The organism is Streptomyces sp. NPDC104106 (genome assembly GCF_055584345.1).
Window position 1 is genome coordinate 117976 of sequence record NZ_JBVJMF010000021.1, and the last position, 22375, is coordinate 140350.

Genomic DNA, 22375 nt, shown 5'->3' on the forward strand with positions numbered 1-22375 from the left:
CCGATCCACTACTCAAGTGTCGCTTGGCGCCCGGTCAGGCGCCTGGCGTTTTCCAGGTGGCTGGTGAGCTGCTTCTGGATGCGCGCGGTCGCCTCGTCCAGCGCCCCGCGCGTGCGCCGCCCGCTGCCGTCGCCCGCCTCGAAGGGGTCGCCGAAGACGACGTCGACGCGGGAGCGCAGCGGGGGCAGTGCCTTGACCAACCGTCCCGGCCGCCCGGAACTTCCCAGCACGGCGATGGGCACGATCGGCGCCCCGCTGCGGACCGCGAAGTAGGCGAGCCCGGTGCGCAGGGAGGCGAAGTCGCCCTCGCCCCGGGTGCCCTCCGGGAAGATGCCCAGCACGCCGCCGCTGCGCAGGACGCCGAGCGCCTCGGTGATGGCGGCGCGGTCGGCGGAGGTGCGGTCGACCTTCAGCTGGCCGATGCCGGTCAGGAAGGAGCCGAGGGGGCCGACGAACGCCTCCTGCTTGATCAGGAAGTGGGTCGGCCGGGGGGCGACGCCCATGACCATCGGGCCGTCGATGTTGTGGGAGTGGTTGACCGCGAAGATCACCGGGCCGGTGGCGGGCACCCGCCAGGCGCCGAGCACGCGCGGCTTCCACAGGCCGTACATCAGGCCGACGCCGATGCGCCGGCCGATCTCGGCACCCCGCTCGGACGGAACGCTCACTTCCCGGCCCGCTTCTCCTCGACCAGGGTGACGACGCACTCGATGACCTGGGCGAGGGTCAGCTCGGTGGTGTCCACCTCGACGGCGTCGTCCGCCTTGGCGAGCGGCGAGGTCTTGCGCGAGGAGTCCGCCGCGTCCCGCTTGATCAGCGCCTCGCGGGTGGCGTGGATGTCGGCGCCCTTCAGCTCGCCGCTGCGGCGGGCCGCGCGGGCCTCCGGTGAGGCGGTGAGGAAGATCTTCAGGTCGGCGTCCGGCAGCACGGTCGTACCGATGTCGCGGCCCTCGACCACGATGCCGTGCTCCGCGCCCGCGGCGATCGTGCGCTGCAGCTCGGTGATGCGGGCACGCACCTCGGGCACCGCGCTGACGGCGCTGACCTGGGAGGTGACCTCCTGGGTGCGGATCGGGCCGGCCACGTCCACGCCGTCGACCGTGATGGTCGGCTTGTCCGGGTCGGTGCCGGAGACGATCTCGGGCTTGCCGGCCACAGCGGCGATGGCGGTCGGGTCCTCCAGGTCGATGCCGTTGGTCACCATCCACCAGGTGATCGCCCGGTACTGGGCGCCGGTGTCCAGGTAGCTCAGGCCGAGCTGCGCGGCCACGGCCTTCGAGGTGCTCGACTTGCCCGTGCCGGAGGGGCCGTCGATCGCGACGATCACGGACTTGGCGGTCGGGGCGCCGTTTTCCACGGAGGGACACCTTCCTGGTGCGGTGGGGGCGGAGTGCGGGGAGCGAGTGCGCCCTGCACAAGGTTACTGGGTGCGGGTGACCCGAACGGACGACCGCCGGTCGGGACCGGGTGCCCTACTGCCGCAGCGCCCAGCCCCGCTCGCGCAGCGCCTCCTTCAGCACCGGCACCGCCTTCGGCTCCACGCTCAGCTGCACCAGGCCCGCCTGCTGCCCCGTCGCGTGCTCGATCCGTACGTCCTCGATGTTGACCCCGGCCCGTCCGGCGTCGGCGAAGATGCGGGCCAGCTGCCCGGGCTGGTCGTCGATCAGCACGGCCACGACCTCGTAGACCCGCGGCGCGGAGCCGTGCTTGCCGGGTACCCGCACCTGGCCCGCGTTGCCGCGGCGCAGCACGTCCTCGATGCCGGCGGTGCCCTCGTGCCGCTCGGCCTCGTCGGAGGACTGCAGGGCGCGCAGGGCCCGCACGGTCTCGTCCAGGTCGGCGGCGACGTCGGAGAGCAGGTCGGCGACCGGGCCCGGGTTCGCGGACAGGATGTCGATCCACATGCGCGGGTCGGAGGCGGCGATCCGGGTCACGTCCCGGATGCCCTGGCCGCACAGCCGTACGGCGGCCTCCTCGGCGTGCTGCAGCCGGGCGGCGACCATGCTGGACACCAGGTGGGGCATGTGGGAGACGAGGGCCACGGCGCGGTCGTGGGCGTCGGCGTCCATGACGACCGGTACGGCCCGGCAGTGCGAGACCAGCTCCAGGGCGAGGTTCAGCACCTCGGTGTCGGTGTCCCGGGTCGGGGTGAGCACCCAGGGGCGTCCCTCGAAGAGGTCGGCGCTCGCGGCCAGCGGGCCGGACTTCTCGCGGCCGGACATGGGGTGGGTGCCGAGGTACCTCGTCATCACCGCCGGATCCAGGCCGAGGGCCTCCAGCTCGCGGCGCGGGCCGCCCTTGACGCTGGCCACGTCCAGGTAGCCGCGGGCCGCGCCGCGGCGCATGGCGTCGGCGAGCACGGCGGCGACGTGCGCGGGCGGGGCGGCCACGAGCGCGAGGTCGACCGGGCCGTCGGGGGCCGCGTCGGTGCCGGCGCCCAGCGCGGCCGCCGTACGCGCCTGCTCGGGGTCGTGGTCGGCGAGGTGGACGGTGACGCCCCGCTGGACGAGGGCCAGGGCGGCGGAGGTGCCGATGAGGCCGGTGCCGACGACGAGTGCGGTTCTCACTGGGCGATGTCCTTGCGCAGGGCGGCCGCGGCACCGAGGTAGACGTGCTGGATCCCGGAGCGGGGCTGGTCGGTCTCGATGTGGGCGAGGATCCGGACGACCCGGGGCATGGCGCCCTCGATGTCGAGTTCCTGGGCGCAGATCAGCGGGACGTCGACGATGCCGAGCTTGCGGGCCGCGGCGGCCGGGAAGTCGCTGTGCAGGTCGGCAGTGGCCGTGAACCAGATGCTGATGAGGTCGTCGGCCGTCAGTCCGTTGCGCTCCAGCAGGGCTGTGAGCAGGGCTCCGACCTGCTCGTCCATGTGCGCGGCCTCGTCCCGCTCCAGTTGGACGGCCCCACGGACCGCTCGTACCGCCACGGCGCTGCTCCTTGCTGACATACGGATCGGTTGTTGGCCCGTCCAGCGTAGTCAGCGCGTGCGGGCCGGGCGCACGGCGCCCGATCACTGAGACGATGCGAAGCATCCGGTATGCACCGGTTTTCTGCGTCTGTACGGAGGGTGGCATGGCCGAGGATGCGAAGCGGCGCACGGTGGTGGTGACGGGAGCGGCGGTACTGCTCGCACCCCTCGCGGCGTGCGGCGGCGGCAACGGCTCGCAGGGCGGCGGCAGGCCGCTGGGAGACACCAGTGAGGTCCCGGAGGGCGGCGGCAAGGTCTTCGCGGCGCAGAAGGTCGTCGTCACCCAGCCGGCGAAGGGCGACTTCAAGGCCTTCTCGGCGATCTGCACGCACGAGGGCTGCACGGTGAGCCGGGTCGCGAACGGCACCATCGACTGTCCGTGCCACGGCAGCAGGTTCCACATCGCCGACGGCTCGGTGGCCCACGGCCCCGCGGCCCGGCCGCTGCCCCCGAAAACGATCAAGGTGCAGGGAAATTCGATCCGCCTGGTGTGAGGGGGCCGCGTACGCTCCGCCCATGCAGCCCGACGACCTGGTGCGCGAGCACACGATCTACGCCTGCGTCATGGGGTCACGGGCGTTCGGCCTGGCCACGGACGCGAGCGACACCGACCGGCGAGGGGTGTTCCTCGCCCCCACTCCCCTGTTCTGGCACTTCGAGAAGCCGCCGACGCATGTGGAGGGGCCGGGCGAGGAGCAGTTCTCCTGGGAGCTGGAGCGGTTCTGCGAGCTGGCGTTGCGCGGCAACCCGAACATCCTGGAGTGCCTGCACTCCCCGCTGGTGGAGTACGTGGACGACACCGGCCGGGAACTGCTCGCGCTGCGCGGCGCCTTCCTCTCCCGCCGGGCGTACGACACCTTCACACGCTACGCCCTCGGCCAGCGCCGGAAGCTGGAGGCCGACGTGCGCGCGACGGGCGCCCCGCGCTGGAAGCACGCCATGCACCTGCTGCGGCTGCTGAACAGCGCGCGGGACCTGCTGCGGACCGGCGAGCTGCGCGTCGACGTCGGGGACCGGCGCGAGCCGCTCCTCGCGGTGAAGCGCGGCGAGGTCCCCTGGCCCGAGGTCGAGGCGCGGATGGCCCGGCTCGCGGCGGAGACGGAGCGGGCCCTTCACCGCACCCCGCTCCCCCCGGAGCCGGACCACGCGCGCGTGGCCGACTTCCTGTTCCGGGTGCGCCGGGACTCAGCCCTGCAAGCGCACGCGGACCACGAGGTCGTGCAGGACGTCGTACGCGCCGGGCGCGTCGGGGAGGGCTGAGCCGGCCTGGGCCTCGTCGAGCACCGCGTGCAGCCGCTCCACGTCGGCCTCCACGCGCGCGTGCGTGACGTCGGCGGTGCCGTGCTCCCGTTCCCGCTTGGCGGCTATCAGCTCGGGCAGATAGCCGGGGGCGCCGATCTCGTCCAGCAGCGTGGGCAGATGGGCCTGGACCTCGCCGCTGCGCATGAGGTGGATGCCGGTGAGCAGCACCCGGAACGTGTAGAGCAGCGGCTTGAGTTCGCCGGTCTTCTCGAACAGCCGCCACTGGGTCACCGCGAAGCCCCGGTAGTGGTGGGCATGGTGGCTGGTGAGGACGCCGGGCGCCAGCGCGGCCAGCTCGCGGTGCGTGTCCCCGGTGTGCACGACCAGGGGCGAGAGCAGCTGCTCCAGCACATAGCCGTTGCGGCGGAGCATCAGGCGGACGAACTTGCGCAGGTCGTGGGTGACGAGGTCCAGCTCGACGCCGTAACGCACCCAGGCCCGCGAGCGGGTCTCGTCCGGCTCGCGCAGGCCGACCAGGTCGGCGGCGGGCAGGAGATGGACCCCGCGCAGGTCCACGTCGGAGTCCTGCGAGGGGAAGCCGTAGAGGTGGGCTCCGGAGACGGTCGCGAACAGCAGCGGGTCGGGCTGTTCGGCGACCACGGGCGCGAGGTCGAGGTCGAGGTCTTCGATCATGGCCTCAAGCGTCCCAGAGCGCTCCCAGGGCCAAAAGGTCGCCTCGGTACTCGATCCGCCCGGCCCAGTCGGCGGGCCAGGCGTCCGCGCCCAGCCAGGCACCCGCGAACGCGCCGGTGAGACAGGCGATGGAGTCGGAGTCGCCGGAGGTGCAGGCGGCCCGGCGCAGGGCGGTGACGGGTTCGTCGGGGAAGAGCAGGAAGCACAGCAGTCCGGTGGCGAACGCCTCCTCGGCGATCCAGCCCTCCCCGGTGGCCAGGCACGGGTCCGTCTCCGGCGAGACGGTCCGCACGGCCTCCCCCAGCCGGTCGAGGACCGCCAGGCACTCGTCCCAGCCGCGCGCGATGAAGTGCTCGGGGCCGGGGTCCTGGGCGCGGGTCCACAGGTCGCCGAGCCACGTGTGGTCGTAGGTCGTGCGGTGGTCGAGGGCGTACGAGCGCAGCCGTCCGACGAGTCCCGCCGGGTCGGTGCCCTGCGCGAGCAGGTGGACGGCGTGGGCGGTGAGGTCGCTCGCGGCGAGCGCGGTGGGGTGGCCGTGGGTGAGCGCGGACTGCAACTGGGCGGCGCCGGAGCGCTGTTCGCCGCTCAGACCGGGGACGAGCCCGACCGGGGCGACGCGCATGTCGGCGCCGCAGCCCTTGGAACCGACCTGGCTGGCGTCCTGCCAGGCGCGCCCCTCCTCCTTGAGCAGGGAGCAGGCGGTCAGGCAGGTGTTGCCCGGGGCGCGGTTGTTGTCCGGGGACTGGTACCAGTCCACGAACTCCTCGCGCAGCGGCCGCTCCAGCCGCTTGGGCGCGAGATGCCCGCGCTCCATGGCCGTGGCGAGCCCGCGCCCGACCGCGAGGGTCATCTGGGTGTCGTCGGAGACCCGGGCCCGCTGCGGCAACCCCATCTCCCGCCAGGGCCCGAACATCGTCTCGATGAGCGGCACGGTCTTGAATTCGGTCGGGTAGCCGAGAGCGTCGCCGAGCGCCAGACCGATCAGTGCTCCGGTGGCCGCCTGCTTGGGCATATGACCATCCCCCTTTTATCGTCAAGTTGACCATAAAGGGGGATGGCGATCAGCCGCAAGTGACGATCAGAGGTCGACTTCCTTCATCAGCATCCCGACCTCGGTGTTCGACAGCCGCCGCAGCCAGCCCGACTTCTGGTCGCCCAGGGTGATCGGGCCGAAGGCCGTGCGCACGAGCTTGTCGACCGGGAAGCCGGCCTCGGCCAGCATCCGGCGCACGATGTGCTTGCGGCCCTCGTGCAGGACGACCTCGACCAGGTAGTTCTTGCCGGTCTGCTCCACGACCCGGAAGTGGTCCGCGCGGGCGTAGCCGTCCTCCAGCTGGATGCCGTCCTTCAGGCGCTTGCCGAGGTCGCGCGGGATCGGGCCGACGATGTGCGCGAGGTAGGTCTTGGTCACGCCGTACTTCGGGTGCGTGAGGCGGTGCGCCAGCTCGCCGTGGTTGGTGAGCAGGATGACGCCCTCGGTCTCGGTGTCCAGCCGGCCGACGTGGAACAGCCGCGTCTCGCGGTTGGTGACGTAGTCGCCGAGGCACTGGCGCCCCTCCGGGTCCTCCATGGTGGAGACGACACCGGCGGGCTTGTTCAGCGAGAAGAACTGGTACGACTGCGTCGCGACCGTCAGGCCGTCGACCCTGACCTCGTCCTTCTCCGGGTCGATCCGTCGGCCCTGCTCGGTGACGATCTCGCCGTTCACCTCGACCCGCGCCTGGTCGATCAGCTTCTCGCAGGCCCGCCGGGAGCCGTAGCCCGCGCGCGCGAGGACCTTCTGCAGCCGCTCGCCCTCCTGCTCGGCGCCCGGGAAGGTCTTGGGCAGCTTCACGTCCTTCTTGCCGGCGTAGCGCTCGCGATTGCGCTCCTCGGCCCGTGCCTCGTACTCACGGGAGCTGCCCGGCGCCGTACGGCCGCGCTGGGGCTGGGCCTTCTTCGGGCCGCCCTTGGCACCGCCGCGGGCCGCGCCGCCGCGCCCCGACTTGGGGCCGTCCTGGGAGGCGCCGGGGCCCACGTCGTAGCGGCGCTCCTCCGGGCGGGGCCTGCGGGGACGGCCCTGCCCCTGCCGCTCGTCCCGGTTGTTGCCGGCGCCACGGTAGTTACCCCGCCCGCCACTCTTGCCGCTGCCGCTGCTTCGCATCAAGGTTTCCGTCTTAGTCGTCTGCGTCCTGACCGCCGGGCGCGTCGGGCGCGTCCGGGTCGAACGACGGGACCGCCTCCTGGGTCTCGGCCTCGATCGCCTCCGCCTCCGGGAGGAAGGGCGCGAGCTCCGGAAGCTCGTCCAGGCCGCGCAGGCCCATCCGCTCCAGGAAGTAGTTCGTCGTCCTGTACAGGATCGCACCTGTTTCGGGTTCCGTGCCCGCCTCCTCGACCAGACCGCGCTGGAGCAGGGTGCGCATCACGCCGTCGCAGTTGACCCCGCGCACGGCGGAGACCCGGCTGCGGCTGACCGGCTGGCGGTAGGCGACGACCGCGAGGGTCTCCAGTGCCGCCTGGGTGAGCCGGGCGGTCTGGCCGTCCAGGACGAGCCGCTCGACGGCCGGGGCGTACGCGGCGCGGGTGGAGAAGCGCCAACCGCCCGCGACGAACCGCAGCTCGAAGCCCCGGCCCTGGACGGCGTACTCGTCGGCCAGCTCCCTGAGCGCGTCGGCGATCTGCCGCCTCGGCCGCTGAAGCAGCCTCGCCAGGTGCTCCTCGGTCGCGGGCTCGTCCACGACCATGAGCATGGCCTCCAGGGCGGGCTTGAGGTCGAGGCCGGCGACGGCCGGCGACTCGGCCGGGGTGTCGGTGACAGGCTCACTCATGGATTCCTCTCCTCCTTCGGCTGCTCGGGCGGCCGGTCGAACTCGTCGGTGACCACCGGCGCGGTGCCCGCGTCCCCGCCGGTCCAGCGCACCAGCAGCTCCCCGAGCGCGGCCTCCTGCTCCAGGGCGACGGCCTTCTCGCGGTACAGCTCCAGCAGGGCGAGGAAGCGGGCGACGACGGTGAGGGTGTCGTCGGTGTCCGCCACCAGCGCCCGGAAGCTGGCCTCGCCCAGCTCCCGCAGCCGCGCGACCACGATCCCGGCCTGTTCCTGCACGCTCACCAGCGGCGCGTGGATGTGGTCGACGTACACCTGCGGCTTGGGCCTGGGCTGCATCGCCTTGACCGCGAGCCGGGCGAAGCCCTCGGGACCGATGCTGATGACGACCTCGGGCAGCAGCTCGGCGTACCGGGGCTCCAGTCCGACGGTACGGGGGTAGCGGCGGGCCTCCTCGTCCAGGCGCGCGTTGAAGATGTCGGCGACCTGCTTGTACGCGCGGTACTGCAGCAGCCGCGCGAACAGCAGGTCCCGGGCCTCCAGCAGCGCGAGGTCGGCCTCGTCCTCCACCTCGGCGGCGGGCAGCAGCCGGGCGGCCTTGAGGTCGAGCAGCGTGGCGGCGACGACCAGGAACTCGGTCGTCTGGTCGAGGTCCCAGTCCGGCCCCATGGCCCGGATGTGGGCCATGAACTCGTCGGTGACCTTCGACAGCGCGACCTCGGTGACGTCCAGCTTGTGCTTGGAGATCAGCTGCAGGAGCAGGTCGAAGGGGCCCTCGAAGTTCGACAGGCGGACCTTGAAGACGCCGTCGCGGGGTTCGTCGGGCCGGGGCTCGCGTTCCGGCTCCGGACGCGGTGCCGGGACGGGCTCGGGCTCGGCCTCGGCCTCAGGTACGACCTCGGGTGCGGGCTCGACCTCGACCTCAGGTACGACCTCGACCTCGGCCTCAGGCACGACCTCGGGTGCGGGCTCGGCCTCGGCCTCGAATGCGGGCTCGGGGGCGGTATCGGGCGGTTCCGGTTGCGCGGGGGGTCCGGCCCCCGGCCCCCGCCCCAGCGCGCGCCGACGACCGGCACCGGCGCCGGGAAGAGGAACGTCGGACGAGGTCATAGCCCCCGCAGGCTACCGCTACCGGCCCCGCAGCCGACGTACGAGGATGCTCGCGTCCCCGCGGGACTCCAGGTCGGCCAGGACCACGGCCACCGCCTCGCGGACGATCCGGCCGCGGTCCACCGCCAGCCCGTGCTCGCCCCGGAGCACCAGCCGGGCGTGCTCCAGGTCCATCAGCTCCTCGGCCGACACGTACACGGTGATCTTCTCGTCGTGCCGCTCACGCCCGCTGGGCCGCCGGGCCGCCGCCCGCCCCCGCTTGCGCGGCTGGGCGGCGGCAGAAGAACCTTCCTGCGGCGTCTGCCGCCGGGCCGGCCGGGTGCGGGACTCGCCGGTCTCCTCCTGCTCGGCCTCCGCCGCGACATGCTCCGCGCCCTCGCCGTCCCCGCCCTGGACCGGCACCGACTGCGGTGCGTCCTCGGCGGCGGCCACGTCGTCGCTCTCCCCCGCGGGAGCCGGCACCCGGACCTCACCGTTGGCGGGGCGGCGGGGAGCCGACGGCTGCAGCGCCGTCCCCCCTGTCGTACGGAAGAGTTCGTCGGCCCCGGGCAGACTCACTCGGCGTGACACCGGGCGAGCACCTCCCTGGCGAGCTGGCGGTAGGCGGCGGCACCGACGGAGTTGGAGGCGTAGGTGGTGATCGGCTCGCCGGCGACCGTGGTCTCCGGGAAGCGGACCGTGCGGCCGATGACCGTGTGGTAGACGTGGTCGTCGAACGCCTCGACCACGCGGGCCAGCACCTCGCGGCTGTGCACCGTCCGCGAGTCGTACATCGTGGCGAGGATGCCGTCCAGCTCCAGCTCGGGGTTGAGCCGCTCCTGGACCTTCTCGATGGTCTCGGTGAGCAGGGCGACACCGCGCAGGGCGAAGAACTCGCACTCCAGCGGGACGATGACCTTGTGGGCGGCCGTCAGGGCGTTCACCGTGAGCAGGCCGAGCGAGGGCTGGCAGTCGATGACGATGTAGTCGTAGTCGTCCATCAGCGGCTTCAGGGCGCGCTGGAGGGTCGACTCGCGGGCGACCTCGGAGACCAGCTGGACCTCGGCGGCCGACAGGTCGATGTTGGAGGGCAGCAGGTCCATGTTGGGGACCGCCGTCTTCAGCAGGACCTCGTCCGCCGACATGCCCCGCTCCATGAGCAGGTTGTAGACGGTCAGGTCCAGCTCCATGGGGTTGACGCCGAGACCGACCGACAGCGCGCCCTGCGGGTCGAAGTCCACGAGCAGCACGCGCCGGCCGTACTCCGCGAGCGCGGCACCCAGATTGATGGTCGACGTCGTCTTGCCCACGCCGCCCTTCTGGTTGCACATCGCGATGATCTTCGCGGGGCCGTGGTCGGTCAGCGGGCCCGGGATCGGGAAGTACGGCAGCGGGCGTCCGGTCGGACCGATGCGCTCGCGGCGCTGGCGGGCCGCGTCGGGCGCGAGCGTGGCCGCGTACTCCGGATCGGGCTCGTACTCGGCGTCGGGGTCGTAGAAGTGCCCCTCGGGCAGTTCGTCGTAGTCGGCGAAGTGGTTGTGGGGCGCGCCACTTCCGTCGCCGGCCATGGCGTTCACGTGATGGCCATCCATGCTCTGGTGTGCTGTCCGGGCCGTCTGCGGACCCGGACTCTGGTGGGCTGCGAAGGTGCGCACTGCGACGGAGCCGACAGCCTCGAATCCCGTGGGCCCCTGGCCCTGCGCCGGCATTCCTGGTTGACCACCCCCGGGAGAAAATGTCGACTCATTCACAAGTCGTCTTACCTCCTTGGTGACCAGGAAACTTCTAGACAAGGTCAGCGTGGCACCATGCCGACGGTTGGCGACTCTATGGCGTGTCGGCGGTCCGCAGCAACACAATCCGCCGGACCCGGCACGATGTGTCGGCAATGAAACATCTCGCTGTCAAGGGCGTACGACCGTCGCACGGCAGGTTTCGCGGGTGTGCGAATCGGTCGAAGCGTTACGTTCGAGGCGAGTTGACCGAGAGGCGCAAAGTGACCATACACACATCCGGCCGGACCTTGTCGGGCAAGGTCCGGCCGGGTGCGCGCTGTTGACGAGACGTGTTGACGAATCGCCTTTTACCTTCTGGTGACTTAGCGACTCACCAGGTCACGGGGTCGGTCGGGCGTCAGCCGAGCAGCGAGGCCAGCTCGACGTGCTCCAGGCCGTGGGCCTCGGCGACCTCCTTGTAAACGACCTTGCCGTCATGGGTGTTGAGACCCTTGGCGAGCGCGACGTCGCGGCGCAGCGCCTCGACCCAGCCGTTGTTGGCGAGCGAGACGATGTACGGCAGCGTCGCGTTCGTGAGGGCGTTGGTGGAGGTGTTGGGCACCGCGCCGGGCATGTTGGCGACGCAGTAGAAGACCGAGTTGTGCACCGTGAAGGTCGGCTCGGTGTGCGTGGTCGGGTGGGAGTCCTCGAAGCAGCCGCCCTGGTCGATCGCGATGTCGACAAGAACACTTCCCGGCTTCATGCGGGCCACCAGCTCGTTGGTGACGAGCTTCGGGGCCTTGGCGCCCGGGATGAGGACGGCGCCGATGACGAGGTCGGCCTCCAGGACCGCCTTCTCCAGCTCGAAGGCGTTGGACATGATGGCCTTCACCTTGGTCCCGAAGACCTTGTCCGCCTCGCGCAGCTTGTTGATGTCGCGGTCGAGCAGCGTCACGTCGAAGCCCATGCCGACGGCGACCTGGGTGGCGTTCCAGCCGGAGACACCGCCACCGATGACGACGGCCTTGGCCGGGGTCACGCCCGGGACGCCGCCCGGCAGCACACCGCGGCCGCCGGCCGGGCGCATCAGGTGGTAGGCGCCGACCTGCGGGGCCAGCCGGCCCGCGACCTCGGACATCGGGGCGAGCAGCGGCAGGGAGCGGTTCGGCAGCTCGACGGTCTCGTAGGCGATGGCCGTGGTGCCGGACTCGATCAGCGCGTCCGTGCACTCCTTGGACGCGGCCAGGTGCAGGTAGGTGAAGAGGATCTGGTCCTTGCGCAGGCGGTGGTACTCCTCCGCGATGGGCTCCTTCACCTTCAGCAGCAGGTCGGCGGCGGCCCAGACCTCGTCGGCGGTGTCCAGGATCCCGGCCCCGGCGGAGACGTACTCCTCGTCCGTGATCGAGGAACCGAGGCCGGCGCCCCGCTCGACGACGACCTGGTGGCCGTTGCGCACCAGCTCGTGCACACCGGCGGGGGTGATGGCCACCCGGAACTCGTTGTTCTTGACCTCGCGGGGGATGCCGACCTTCACGTCGATCACGGTCCTTGGCTCAGAGGGTATGGGGGGTGCATTACAAGACATACCCAGGCATGCAGGGGCACACCGGGAGACACCGCAGGAGAACGTGCGGCAGAGCCAGTTTAATGAAGGTGTTCCGCCTGTCTAGCCTTTCATTGCATCAATCTTCACTGGATGTACTACGGATTTCGCAGGCGTTCCTGCCCTGTTCCGCCCTTGTGTCGTCCTCCGCGGCCTCCTCACCCAGCATGCGCTCGGCCGCCGCGCGGTGCAGTCGGGCGGCGGTGGGGTCACCCAGGTGCTCCAGCGTGTCGGCCAGCCGCAGCTGGAGCGCGGCCTGCAGCCGGAGGTCCTCCGCCCGCCGGGCCCACTGCGCCGCCTCCTGACAGGTGCGCAGCGATTCCTCGAACCGTCCCGCGTACTCCTGCACCCGGGCCAGCTCGCTCAACGCCCGTGCGTGGGCGGCGACATCGCCGCCCTTGCGGTAGCCGGCCACGGCAGCCCGCCAGTTCCTGAGTGCCTCGCCGTAGCGGCCCGCGTAGGTGTGAGCGGTGGCGATACGGCCGTACAGCCGGGCGGCCTGCTCCCGCTCGCCCCGCGCCAGCCGGTCGGCCAGGGCCCGGCCGAACCAGTCGGCGGCCCGGTCGTGGTCCCCCAGCTCCTGGTACGCGCCGCCTACGGATTCCATCGCGCGGCCCGTCGCGTACGGGTCGTTCGCCGCGCGCCCCGAGTCCAGCGCCTGCCGGTAGCGGGCGAGCGCGTCCCGGGTGCGGCCCGTCTGCGCGTCCACGTCGCCCAGGTTCAGCAGGGCGGCGGCCCTCTCCCGGGGCAGCCCGCGCCGCTCGGCGACATCGAGGACGAGGCTGTGCACGCCGTACAGGTCGGCCGCGGCGGCCTGGGTGCCCTCGTGCGCCACCAGGGCCCTGACCAGCTGGGACATCAGGCGCCGGGCGAGCGTGTCCAGCTCGCCGTCGGCCACCGCGAGCCGCGCGGAGGCCAGCAGGGCCGGCCGGCGCGCGTGCAGCCAGTCGGCGGCGGCCCGGGGATGGGGGAAGCGCACCTCGCGGGGCATGGCGTTCAGCTTCTCGCGGGCCTGCGGGCTGTCCGTCTCGGTGATCGCCCGGCAGGCCTGCAGCAGCCGCACCGTCCGCTCCAGCATCCGCGCCCGGGCGAGCTGCAGCTGCGCGGGCCGCTCCTGGCTGTCGGCGAGCGCGCGCAGGTACGGGTGGAGCCAGCCGGGGACCTCGTACTGGGGCAGCGGGGAGTCCGCCGCGCGCAGCAGGCCGAGGGCGACGAGGTCGTCCAGGACGGCGCGGGCGGAGTCGACCGAGCAGCCCGCGAGCGCGGAGGCGGTGTGCGGGTCGGCCAGGCCGGCCGGGGCGAGCGCGAGCAGCCGCAGGATGCGGGCGCTCTGCGCGGGCAGCTCGTCGTAGACGTGCCTGAAGACCCGGGCCGGTGGGCTGGTGTCGGTGCCGTCGTCGGCCGCGTGCAGCCGTTTGGCGAGGTCGGAGACGGCGGCCTTGGGACGGGCGGCGAGCCAGCCGCCGGCCAGCACCAGCGCTGCCGGGTGGCCCTGGCAGGCCTCGGCCAGGCTCTCGGCGGAGCGCGGGTCGACCGTGATGCGCACCGAGCCGGTGTAGCGGGTGAGCAGTTCCACCGCGGACTTGGTGTCGAGACCGCCGACGGTGCAGGGGCGGACGTCCGCGATACCGGTGAGCGGGCCCTTGGACACGGCCACCACCAGGCAGTCCGGGGCGTCCGGCAACAGCGCGTCGACCTGCTCGGCGCCCGCCGCGTCGTCCAGGAGCAGCACGGCGCGCCGGTCGGCGAGGGCGGTGCGCAGCGCCCCGGTCAGTTCGTCCTCGGCGGCGCCGGCGGGGGCCGGCCGCTCCAGCGCGGCGAGCAGGGCGCGGGCGGCGCGCTCGACCGGGACCGGGGTGCCGTCGGGCTCGCCGAGCCGGGCGCGCAGCACCCCGTCGGGGTAGCGGCCGGCGACCTGGCGGACGAGTTCCTCGGCGAGCGCGGTGCGGCCGGAGCCGGGGCGGCCCGCGATCAGGAGCACGCGCGCGCGTGGGGCCTTGCGGCCGGAGAGTGTGTCCAGGCCCGCGCGCTCGATGTCGGCGCGCAGTTCCCTCAACTCCCTTGCGCGACCCAGGAAATGGCCTTCCGCGACGTAGTGCGCCGACCGCCCCGCGCCGCCTGTGTCCACCGCCTGATCCGTCACGGGCCACACTCCCGTCCCACCGCACGCGCAAGCCCGCCGGATCTTCCCGGACGGGCGTGGAAGAGCCTAGTTCACGCTCTCTGACGGGCTGTGAGGAGCACGGCGCGCAGTCGCCCGATCGGATCAGGCGATGGTCACACCACTACGCCGATGGGCTGGTCAGGAGGTGAAGGGGCGGGCGGGCCACGGTGCGTCCGCCGGGCGCAGGGCGTCGAGGCCGTCGCCGCCGCGGGCGGCGACCAGCGAGAGCACGCCCACGACCAGGCAGTTGTTGTGCACGTCACCGGCCAGGACGCGCCGCACCAGCTCCTCGACCGGCACGCGCGCGTGCTCCATGTCGGTCTCCTCGTGCTCGGCCGCGAACCGCTCGCCCTCGGCCTGCGACAGCTCACGCGCGAGGAAGATCCGTACGGCCTCGTCGCAGCCGCCGGGCGTGGTGTACACGTCGGTCAGCACGCGCCAGTCCTCGGCCTTGACGTGCGCCTCCTCGTACAGCTCGCGCTGGGCCGCGTGCAGCGGGTTCTCGCCGGGGACGTCGAGCAGGCCGGCCGGGATCTCCCACAGCTTGTGCCGCACGGGGTGGCGGTACTGGTTGATCAGCAGGACCCGGTCCTCCTCGTCCAGGGCGAGGACGGCGACCGAGCCGGGGTGGACCTGGTAGTCGCGGCGTGCGACCGAGCCGTCGGGCATGACCACGTCGTCCGTGCGCACGGAGGTCTTGTTGCCCGTGAACGGGGTGTCCGTCGCCCGGATCTCCCACTCCTCGCGCGTGTCCCTGATCGTCATGCCCTGTCCCTCCACCTGTACGCGAGCGGCCGGGGCGCGCACCCGTCGTGCGTGCGCGCCCCGGCCACCGTACCGCTCTTGTCCTACTTCGCGATCTTCCGCTCGACCGCGGCCTTCACCAGCCCCGCGAAGAGCGGGTGCGGGCGGGTCGGGCGGGAGCGCAGCTCCGGGTGCGCCTGGGTGGCGACCAGGTAGGGGTGCACGTCGCGGGGGTACTCGACGTACTCCACGAGCTTGCCGTCGGGCGACGTGCCGGAGAACAGGATGCCGGCCTTCTTCTCCAGCTCCGCGCGGTAGGCGTTGTTGACCTCGTAGCGGTGGCGGTGGCGCTCCTCGACGTACTCCTTGCCGTCGTAGACCTCGCGCACGATGGAGCCCTCGGCGAGCTTGGCCGGGTACATGCCCAGGCGCATCGTGCCGCCCATGTCGCCCTCGCCGGCGACGATGTCCATCTGCTCGGCCATGGTGGAGATGACCGGGTGGGCGGTGGCCGGGTCGAACTCGGTGGAGTTGGCGTCCGGGATGTCGGCGAGGTTGCGGGCGGCCTCGATCACGATGCACTGCAGGCCCAGGCACAGGCCGAGCAGCGGGATCCTGTTCTCGCGGGCGAAGCGGATCGCGCCGACCTTGCCGAGCACACCGCGGTCGCCGAAGCCGCCGGGGATGCAGATGCCGTCGACGTCGCCGAGCGCCGCCTTGGCACCGGCGGGGGTCTTGCAGTCGTCGGAGGTGACCCACTTGATCTTCACGCGGGCCCGGTTGGCGAAGCCGCCCGCGCGCAGCGCCTCGGTCACCGACAGGTAGGCGTCGGGCAGGTCGATGTACTTGCCGACCAGCGCGAGGGTGATCTCGTGCTCGGGCTTGTGGACGCGCTCCAGCAGGTCGTCCCAGGTCGTCCAGTCCACGTCGCGGAACGGCAGGTCGAGCTTGCGCACCACGTAGGCGTCCAGGCCCTCGGCGTGCACGACCTTCGGGATGTCGTAGATCGAGCGGGCGTCGGGGCAGGCCACGACGGCGGCCTCGTCCACGTCGCACATCAGCGAGATCTTGCGCTTGATGGCGGTGGGGACCTCGCGGTCGCAGCGCAGCACGATCGCGTCCGGCTGGATACCGATGTTGCGCAGCGCGGCGACGGAGTGCTGGGTCGGCTTCGTCTTCAGCTCGCCCGAGGGGCCGATGTACGGCAGCAGGGAGATGTGCACGACGAAGACGTTGTCCCGGCCGACCTCGTGGCGGACCTGGCGGACGGTCTCCAGGAACGGCAGGGACTCGATGTCGCCGACCGTGCCCCCGACCTCGGTGATGACGACGTCCACCTCGTCGGTGGCCATGCGCCGGATGCGGTGCTTGATCTCGTTGGTGATGTGCGGGATGACCTGCACGGTGTCACCCAGGTACTCGCCGCGCCGCTCCTTGGCGATCACCGTCGAGTAGACCTGTCCTGTAGTGACATTGGCGGTGCCGTCCAGGTCACGGTCGAGGAAACGCTCGTAGTGTCCGATGTCGAGGTCGGTCTCGGCCCCGTCGTTGGTGACGAACACCTCACCGTGCTGGAAGGGGTTCATCGTGCCCGGATCGACGTTCAGATACGGATCCAGCTTCTGCATCACGACGCGCAGGCCGCGGGCCTTGAGCAGCATGCCCAGGCTGGAGGCGGTGAGGCCCTTGCCGAGCGAGGAGGCGACACCCCCGGTGACGAAGATGTGCTTGGTCGTCGTGGATTTCGGCGGCATGGCCAAGAGGGGGCTCCCGTGGTCGCTGGCTGTCGTGCGGTGCGGCTGCCGGCCCGGACGAGAAGGTGTCTGCGGCCGGGGGTGCCGTCGCTGCGGTTCGGGGGCCCCGTCGTCTTCCTCTGGGGCCCACCTGTCCACGGGCTACCAGGGTATCAGCGCGCGGAGGAGATGGCTTCCGGCCACGCTCCGCACCCGCGCGGGCACGGCCCGGCGCGGGGCGCGGGGGGCTGGGGAGCGCACGGCGTCACGGCGGATGAAAAACGCCACACGTGTCACCACAGAAACGTGCCGGTCACATCGTCATCACCCGCTGGTCACCCGTTCGGCCCACACGGGTTGCCCGGAGCGGCACGCGGATCATCTACGTGCGTCGTATCCTGCTCGGACATTCGCTGCCGAGCCCGGCCGGAACGACGGCACACCCCCGCCGATACCCCCCGGAACAACGAGCGCGCGGCAGTTCGTTGAGCATGGACTGTCGTTTTGCCTCAGGGCTCGGCGGGCTGCTTTGCTTCACCGCTCAACGACGCACAACAACGACCCCTTGACCGCATCAGCGACAGCCCCCTGCGTGGGGGTGTGACGTGGCCGTTCGACTGGAGTTGCACGTGGCCGGGCGCATCGAAGACTACGCACTCATCGGAGACATGCAGACCGCGGCACTGGTCTGCCGGGACGGCACGGTGGACTGGCTGTGCCTGCCCCGCTTCGACTCGCACGCCGTCTTCGCCGGCCTGCTGGGCACCGAGGAGCACGGCTTCTGGCGGCTCGGCCCGGCCCACGCGGCCGACGCGAAGCCGCCGGTGGCCGCCCGGCGCAGCTACCGCGGGGACTCGCTGATCCTGGAGTCGGAGTGGGACACCCCGCGCGGCACGGTCCGCGTGACGGACTTCATGCCCCCGCGTGACGGCGCGCCGCAGCTGATCCGCATCGTGGAGGGAGTCACCGGCCGGGTGCCGATGCGCTCGGCGCTGCGGATGCGGTTCTCCTACGGCCGGGTGGTGCCCTGGGTGCACAAGCACGAGGGCCGTACGGTGGCGGTCGCCGGGCCGGACTCGGTGTGGTTCGACACCGAGGCCGAGACCTACGGCAAGTCGCTGACCACGTACGCCGACTTCACGGTCGCCCCGGGTGACCGGATCGCGTTCACCATCTCCTGGCAGCCCTCGCACAAGGAGCCGCCGCCGCTGCCGGAGCCGGAGGCCTCGCTGGAGGCGACGGAGGAGTTCTGGCACGAGTGGGTGGAGCACTGCACCTACCACGGGCCGTACCGCGAAGCGGTGATCCGCTCGCTGATCACCCTGAAGGCGCTGACGTACGCCCCGACGGGCGGCATCGTCGCCGCCCCGACGACGTCCCTGCCCGAGGACATCGGCGGGGTGCGCAACTGGGACTACCGCTACACCTGGCTGCGCGACGCGGCGATCACCCTGTCGTCGCTGCTGCGCACCGGCTACCGCGAGGAGGCCCGCGCCTGGCGCGAGTGGCTGCTGCGCGCGGTCGCGGGCGACCCGGAGAACCTGCAGATCATGTACGGCCTCGCGGGCGAGCGCGAGCTGGGCGAGGCCGAGCTGGACTGGCTGCCGGGGTACGAGAACTCCGCCCCGGTCCGGGTCGGCAACGGCGCGGCCCACCAGCTCCAGCTGGACGTCTACGGCGAGGTCACCGAGGCCCTGCACCTGGCCCACATGACGGGTCTGGCCCGTCACGACTACGCCTCCCTGCTCCAGCTGAAGCTGATCCGATACCTGGAGGACCACTGGCAGGAGCCGGACGAGGGCATCTGGGAGGTGCGCGGCCCGCGCCGGCACTTCGTGCACTCCAAGGTCATGGCGTGGGTCGCCGTCGACCGCACGATCAAGCTGATCGAGTCCGGGGACGCGGACGGCCCGCTGGAGCGCTGGAAGGAGCTGCGCGACGACATCCACCGGGACGTGTGCGAGAAGGGCTACGACAAGGAGCGCAACACCTTCACGCAGTCCTACGGCTCGCAGGAGCTGGACGCCTCGCTGCTGCTGATCCCGCAGATGGGCTTCCTGCCGCCGGACGACAAGCGGGTGATCGGCACGATCGAGGCGATCCAGCGCGAACTGTCCACCCCGGACGGGTTCATCCTGCGCTACCCGACAGAGGGCGAGAGCGAGGGCGTGGACGGCCTCCCGGGCGACGAGGGCGCCTTCCTGGCCTGCTCGTTCTGGATGGCGGACGACCTGGCGATGATCGGCCGGGTCGACGAGGCGCGCAAGCTCTTCGAAAAGCTCCTCGCGCTGCGCAACGACCTCGGTCTGCTCGCCGAGGAGTGGGACCCGCGGCTGCAGCGCCAGGTGGGCAACTTCCCGCAGGCCTTCAGCCATGTGCCCCTGATCGACACGGCACTGCGGCTGACGGCGTCGGGGGCGTACGGCGGCTGAGCGGTCCGCCTAGGCTGAACAGCAGCACCCTCACCGCAAAGGGGGCTGTCATGGCCACCCGTTCCACGGCGCGTGCGGCCCTCGCCGCACTCCGCGAGGATCTGACCGGCGACGTGTTCGCCCCGCGGGACCCCGGCTACGACGAGGCGCGGGCCGTCTCGGACGCGCGGCTCGACCCGCGCCCGGCCGTGATCGCCCGGTGCGCGGACACGGCCGACGTGGTCAGGGCGGTGCGGTTCGGGCGGGGCCTGGACCTGCACATCGCGGTGCGCGGCGGCGGGCACGGCGCGGCCGGGGCGGGGATCTGCGACGGCGCGCTCCTGGTGGATCTGCGCCGGATGCACGCCGTGACCGTCGATCCGGCGGCCGAGGCGGTCCGGGTCGAGGGCGGGGCCACCATGAGCCATCTGGACCGGGCCACCCAGCCGTACGCTCTCGCCACCACCGGCGCGCGGGACTCCGCCACCGGTGTCGCCGGGTTCGTCCTGGGCGGCGGCACCGGCTGGCTGGACCGTGCTTTCGGGCTCGCCGCCGACAACCTGATCGGCGTGGAGCTGGTGAGCGCCGACGCCGAGCGGGTGCACGCGAACGCCGACGAGAACCCCGAACTGTTCTGGGCGCTGCACGGGGGTGGCGGCAACTTCGGCGTCGTCACCGCGCTCACCCTGGAGCTGCACGAGCTGCCGGAGTTCTCGGTGGCGCTGCTGGCGTGCCGGCCGCGGTCCGGTCCGGACGTGGTCCGTGCCCTCCGCGAGATCGTCCGCACCGGTCCGCACGAGGTGGGCGGCGCCGTGCTGTACCTGGCCGGCCGGCCGGCCGGGTCCGAGCCGTCGTGCACCGCCCTGCTGACGTACGCGGGCGGCGAGAGTCGTCTGCGTGAACTCGCCGGGCCGCTGCTGGCGCTGCCGCACGAGGCGGAACACGTCGGTGCCCTGCCGTACGCGCGGCTGCAGGGCCTGCTGGACCCCCCGTCCGGACTGCGGAGCGAGTCGGCGGCGGACTGCGCGAGGGACCTGCCCGACGAGCTGGTGGACCGCTTCTGCTCCCGCGCGGACCGCGTGCCCGTGGCGCACGGCAGCCGGCACGCGCTCTTCCCGCTGGGCGGCGCGGTCCTCGCCGGTCCGCGGGAGTACCCCGTACCGTACCGGGACGCGTCCTGGCTGGTGCGGCCCCTCGCCTGCTGGACGGACCCGGCCGACGACGAGCGGGCGGGCGCCTGGGTGCGGGAGGCGTGCGCCGACGTACGCCCCTGGCGCACCGGTGCCGTGTGGCGGACGCTGCGGCTGGAGAAGGCCAAACGGCGCTGGGACCCGGACAACGTCTTCCGCTTCAACCTCGGGCGCGCCGTCGAACCGGTGTGACCGGGGCTGTCCCGAGGGGTGTTGTCGCAGGTAGCGTCCGCTGCATGGACAGCCGCACCGACCACCGACCCGACACGCAGGGCGCCGGGATCACCGTTCAGCGGGCCCTGGAACTGCCCGGCCTGCGCAGTGGGCTGCCGGAGATCCTGGCGGGTGCCGAGCGGCTGGGGCGCACGGTGCGCTGGGTGCACGCGGGCGAGGTGCCGAACATCGCCTCCCTGCTCAAGGGCGGTGAACTGCTGCTGACCACCGGTTACGGACTCGGCACCCGCCCGGCCGACCAGCGGGCGTTCGTGCGCACGCTCGCCGAGCGCGGGATCGCCGCCCTGGTGGTGGAGCTGGGCCCGCGCTTCACCCGGCTGCCCGCCGCCCTGGTGGACACCGCCCGCGCCGCCGGGCTGCCGCTGGTCCAGCTGCACCGCGAGGTGCCGTTCGTGACGGTGACCGAGGAGATCCACACCGAGATCGTCAACGGCCACTACGCGCTGCTCCGGCGGGCCGAGGAGGTGCACCGGCGCTGTACCGAGGCGCTGCTGGGCGGGGGCGGGGTACCGCAGGTGCTGGGCATCCTGGCCGGCTTCGGCGGGAACCCGGTGTTCCTGGAGACGCCCGACGGCCGGCTGCTGTACGCCGCCGGGGAGGGGCCGCAGGGCGCGGACCCGCTCCAGGTGTGGGAGGGGCTGCGCGGCCCGCACAAGGACGCGCCGCCGCCCGCCGGTTCGGTGCTGGTGGACGTGCCCGGCGGCGGACCGGGTACGGCGGGCTCGGTGCGCGCCCGGCTCGTCCTGCTGCCCGTGCGCACGCCGCTGGCCCCCGTGCACCGGATGGCCGCCGAGCGGGCCGCGGGCATCCTGGCTGTGGTGCTGATGCAGGCCAGGCAGGAGGAGGAGCTGGCGGCGCGCGGGCGCGGCGACTTCCTCACCGACCTCGCCGAGGGCCGGGTCTCGGCGGAGGCCGCCCCGGCGCAGGCCCGGGTGCTCGGCTTCAAGCCCGGCGACAGCCCGCTGCTGCCCGTCGTCATGCGGATCGGCGACTCGCTGTCGCCGGGCGGGGGCTGGGCGGTGCTGGCGCGGGCGGTCTCCGAGGAGCTGGCCGCGGTGGGGGTGCCGGTGCTGCTCGGGGTGCGGCCGGTGGAGGGCCGGGTGCTGGTGCTGCTGGGGTTGCGCGCGGAGCCGGAGCGGGCGGCGGTGGCGGACCGGGTGGCGGCCGCCCTCCGGGCGGGCGTGGAGCGGGCCGGGATGCGCCGGCCGGGCTCCCCGCCGCCGGTCGTGGTCGTGGGCGTGGCGGGCGGCTGGGCGGCCGCCTCGGCGGGGCTCCGGCACGCGGCGGAGACGGCGACGGCCGCACAGGGCCTGAGCGACCGGCCCTGGTACGACGCCCGCCGCCTGGACATCGACCTGCTGCTGTGGCGGCTGCGCGACCACCCGGACCTCGCCTCGTTCGTGGACCGCGCGATCGGCCCGCTGCGCGACCACGACCGCCGCTCCAGGCCGCCGCTGCTGCCGACCCTGGAGACCTATCTGGCGCACGCGGGGCGCAAGGCGGAGACGGCCCGCGAGCTGCATCTGAACCGCCAGACCCTCTACAACCGCCTCGCCCGCATCGGGGAGTTGCTCGGCACCGACCTCGACGACCCGCAGACCGTACTGGCGTTGAGCCTGGCCCTGCGCGCCCGCCGCCACGTCCCCTAGTGCCCGGGCAGGCAACGTTCGCCCCGTCGCGACGCCCGGCACGCTCCCCCGCTGCGCGGGAGGTGCCCCCACTCGCCGCACCGGCCGAAAGCCCACGTACGCCCAGTACGAGGCCTTCCGGCCGGCACGCCGACAGC

20 protein-coding genes are annotated in these 22375 nt (G+C 72.6%); 5 read left to right on the top strand and 15 right to left on the bottom strand.

The genetic code is table 11. From position 1 onward, the window contains the following. Positions 1-8 precede the first annotated feature (8 nt). The 4 genes from ACZ60X_RS35840 to aroH all read right to left on the bottom strand — a co-directional run bounded on the left by ACZ60X_RS35840 (position 9) and on the right by aroH (position 2926). Entirely contained in the window at positions 9-611 is a 603-nt protein-coding gene (locus ACZ60X_RS35840) for a lysophospholipid acyltransferase family protein (protein WP_469607866.1), read from the bottom strand. A gap of 53 nt (positions 612-664) precedes the next feature. Further along, the gene (gene cmk / locus ACZ60X_RS35845; protein WP_469607786.1) at positions 665-1357 is read right to left on the bottom strand and encodes a (d)CMP kinase; all 693 of its coding nucleotides are present in this window, start codon (positions 1355-1357) and stop codon (positions 665-667) included. A 115-nt stretch (positions 1358-1472) separates the two neighbouring features. Beyond that, complete coding sequence (locus ACZ60X_RS35850; protein ID WP_469607789.1) at positions 1473-2567, bottom strand: prephenate dehydrogenase; 1095 nt, start codon at positions 2565-2567, stop codon at positions 1473-1475. Next, positions 2564-2926 (bottom strand): chorismate mutase, encoded by a 363-nt coding sequence (gene aroH, locus ACZ60X_RS35855; protein WP_469607792.1) that lies wholly within the window; start codon positions 2924-2926, stop codon positions 2564-2566. Before aroH ends, ACZ60X_RS35850 begins: the two co-directional genes overlap by 4 nt. 146 nt (positions 2927-3072) lie before the next feature. Between aroH and ACZ60X_RS35860 the strand changes: the two genes are divergently transcribed. Continuing rightward, positions 3073-3462, top strand: coding sequence for a Rieske (2Fe-2S) protein (locus tag ACZ60X_RS35860; RefSeq protein WP_469607794.1), 390 nt, complete (start codon positions 3073-3075; stop codon positions 3460-3462). A 22-nt stretch (positions 3463-3484) separates the two neighbouring features. Further along, positions 3485-4228 carry a nucleotidyltransferase domain-containing protein gene (locus tag ACZ60X_RS35865; protein ID WP_469607797.1) on the top strand — a complete coding sequence of 248 codons (744 nt, stop codon included), beginning with the start codon at positions 3485-3487 and terminating at the stop codon, positions 4226-4228. Here the strand turns inward: ACZ60X_RS35865 and ACZ60X_RS35870 are convergent. The 11 genes from ACZ60X_RS35870 to ACZ60X_RS35920 all read right to left on the bottom strand — a co-directional run bounded on the left by ACZ60X_RS35870 (position 4154) and on the right by ACZ60X_RS35920 (position 16775). Further along, entirely contained in the window at positions 4154-4903 is a 750-nt protein-coding gene (locus tag ACZ60X_RS35870) for a nucleotidyltransferase domain-containing protein (RefSeq protein ID WP_469607801.1), read from the bottom strand. The genes ACZ60X_RS35865 and ACZ60X_RS35870 overlap by 75 nt on opposite strands. Positions 4904-4907: 4 nt before the next feature. After that, positions 4908-5915, bottom strand: coding sequence for an ADP-ribosylglycohydrolase family protein (locus tag ACZ60X_RS35875; protein WP_469607803.1), 1008 nt, complete (start codon positions 5913-5915; stop codon positions 4908-4910). 66 nt (positions 5916-5981) lie between these two features. Next, the gene (locus ACZ60X_RS35880) at positions 5982-7046 is read right to left on the bottom strand and encodes a pseudouridine synthase (protein ID WP_469607805.1); all 1065 of its coding nucleotides are present in this window, start codon (positions 7044-7046) and stop codon (positions 5982-5984) included. Positions 7047-7059: 13 nt separating this feature from the next. Then, positions 7060-7710, bottom strand: coding sequence for an SMC-Scp complex subunit ScpB (scpB, locus tag ACZ60X_RS35885; RefSeq protein ID WP_469607807.1), 651 nt, complete (start codon positions 7708-7710; stop codon positions 7060-7062). After that, entirely contained in the window at positions 7707-8816 is a 1110-nt protein-coding gene (locus tag ACZ60X_RS35890) for a segregation and condensation protein A (protein WP_469607809.1), read from the bottom strand. The genes scpB and ACZ60X_RS35890 overlap by 4 nt, the downstream gene beginning before the upstream one ends. A gap of 18 nt (positions 8817-8834) precedes the next feature. Further along, positions 8835-9386, bottom strand: coding sequence for a hypothetical protein (locus ACZ60X_RS35895; RefSeq protein WP_469607812.1), 552 nt, complete (start codon positions 9384-9386; stop codon positions 8835-8837). Then, the gene (locus tag ACZ60X_RS35900; protein ID WP_469607814.1) at positions 9371-10504 is read right to left on the bottom strand and encodes a ParA family protein; all 1134 of its coding nucleotides are present in this window, start codon (positions 10502-10504) and stop codon (positions 9371-9373) included. The genes ACZ60X_RS35895 and ACZ60X_RS35900 overlap by 16 nt, the downstream gene beginning before the upstream one ends. Positions 10505-10928: 424 nt before the next feature. Continuing rightward, positions 10929-12053 carry an alanine dehydrogenase gene (gene ald / locus ACZ60X_RS35905; protein WP_469607817.1) on the bottom strand — a complete coding sequence of 375 codons (1125 nt, stop codon included), beginning with the start codon at positions 12051-12053 and terminating at the stop codon, positions 10929-10931. A 139-nt stretch (positions 12054-12192) separates the two neighbouring features. Further along, complete coding sequence (locus ACZ60X_RS35910; RefSeq protein WP_469607821.1) at positions 12193-14256, bottom strand: tetratricopeptide repeat protein; 2064 nt, start codon at positions 14254-14256, stop codon at positions 12193-12195. A gap of 159 nt (positions 14257-14415) precedes the next feature. Further along, positions 14416-15042, bottom strand: a complete 627-nt coding sequence (locus ACZ60X_RS35915; protein WP_469607823.1) for an NUDIX domain-containing protein — start codon at positions 15040-15042, stop codon at positions 14416-14418. A gap of 83 nt (positions 15043-15125) precedes the next feature. Continuing rightward, the gene (locus ACZ60X_RS35920; RefSeq protein ID WP_469607825.1) at positions 15126-16775 is read right to left on the bottom strand and encodes a CTP synthase; all 1650 of its coding nucleotides are present in this window, start codon (positions 16773-16775) and stop codon (positions 15126-15128) included. Between the two features lie 608 nt (positions 16776-17383). Here ACZ60X_RS35920 and ACZ60X_RS35925 point away from each other — a divergent pair. From ACZ60X_RS35925 to ACZ60X_RS35935, 3 genes are read left to right on the top strand one after another with little or no spacing between them, the layout of a single operon-like run. Continuing rightward, positions 17384-19186, top strand: a complete 1803-nt coding sequence (locus ACZ60X_RS35925; protein WP_469607868.1) for a glycoside hydrolase family 15 protein — start codon at positions 17384-17386, stop codon at positions 19184-19186. A gap of 50 nt (positions 19187-19236) precedes the next feature. Further along, positions 19237-20547, top strand: a complete 1311-nt coding sequence (locus tag ACZ60X_RS35930; RefSeq protein ID WP_469607827.1) for an FAD-binding oxidoreductase — start codon at positions 19237-19239, stop codon at positions 20545-20547. A gap of 44 nt (positions 20548-20591) precedes the next feature. Beyond that, positions 20592-22238: a PucR family transcriptional regulator gene (locus ACZ60X_RS35935; RefSeq protein ID WP_469607829.1), complete on the top strand. Its 1647-nt coding sequence runs from the start codon at positions 20592-20594 to the stop codon at positions 22236-22238. Positions 22239-22375 lie beyond the last annotated feature (137 nt).

Excerpts from the sequence above, each read along its gene's own strand:
- ACZ60X_RS35880 (WP_469607805.1), bottom strand. The coding sequence starts at position 7,046 with ATGCGAAGCAGCGGCAGCGGCAAGAGTGGCGGGCGGGGTAACTACCGT.
- ACZ60X_RS35870 (WP_469607801.1), bottom strand. The coding sequence starts at position 4,903 with ATGATCGAAGACCTCGACCTCGACCTCGCGCCCGTGGTCGCCGAACAG.
- ACZ60X_RS35915 (WP_469607823.1), bottom strand. The coding sequence starts at position 15,042 with ATGACGATCAGGGACACGCGCGAGGAGTGGGAGATCCGGGCGACGGAC.
- ACZ60X_RS35890 (WP_469607809.1), bottom strand. The coding sequence starts at position 8,816 with ATGACCTCGTCCGACGTTCCTCTTCCCGGCGCCGGTGCCGGTCGTCGG.
- ACZ60X_RS35865 (WP_469607797.1), top strand. The coding sequence starts at position 3,485 with ATGCAGCCCGACGACCTGGTGCGCGAGCACACGATCTACGCCTGCGTC.
- ACZ60X_RS35840 (WP_469607866.1), bottom strand. The coding sequence starts at position 611 with ATGTACGGCCTGTGGAAGCCGCGCGTGCTCGGCGCCTGGCGGGTGCCC.
- scpB (WP_469607807.1), bottom strand. The coding sequence starts at position 7,710 with ATGAGTGAGCCTGTCACCGACACCCCGGCCGAGTCGCCGGCCGTCGCC.
- ACZ60X_RS35900 (WP_469607814.1), bottom strand. The coding sequence starts at position 10,504 with ATGCCGGCGCAGGGCCAGGGGCCCACGGGATTCGAGGCTGTCGGCTCC.
- ACZ60X_RS35860 (WP_469607794.1), top strand. The coding sequence starts at position 3,073 with ATGGCCGAGGATGCGAAGCGGCGCACGGTGGTGGTGACGGGAGCGGCG.
- ACZ60X_RS35875 (WP_469607803.1), bottom strand. The coding sequence starts at position 5,915 with ATGCCCAAGCAGGCGGCCACCGGAGCACTGATCGGTCTGGCGCTCGGC.
- ACZ60X_RS35920 (WP_469607825.1), bottom strand. The coding sequence starts at position 16,775 with ATGCCGCCGAAATCCACGACGACCAAGCACATCTTCGTCACCGGGGGT.
- ACZ60X_RS35935 (WP_469607829.1), top strand. The coding sequence starts at position 20,592 with ATGGACAGCCGCACCGACCACCGACCCGACACGCAGGGCGCCGGGATC.
- ACZ60X_RS35930 (WP_469607827.1), top strand. The coding sequence starts at position 19,237 with ATGGCCACCCGTTCCACGGCGCGTGCGGCCCTCGCCGCACTCCGCGAG.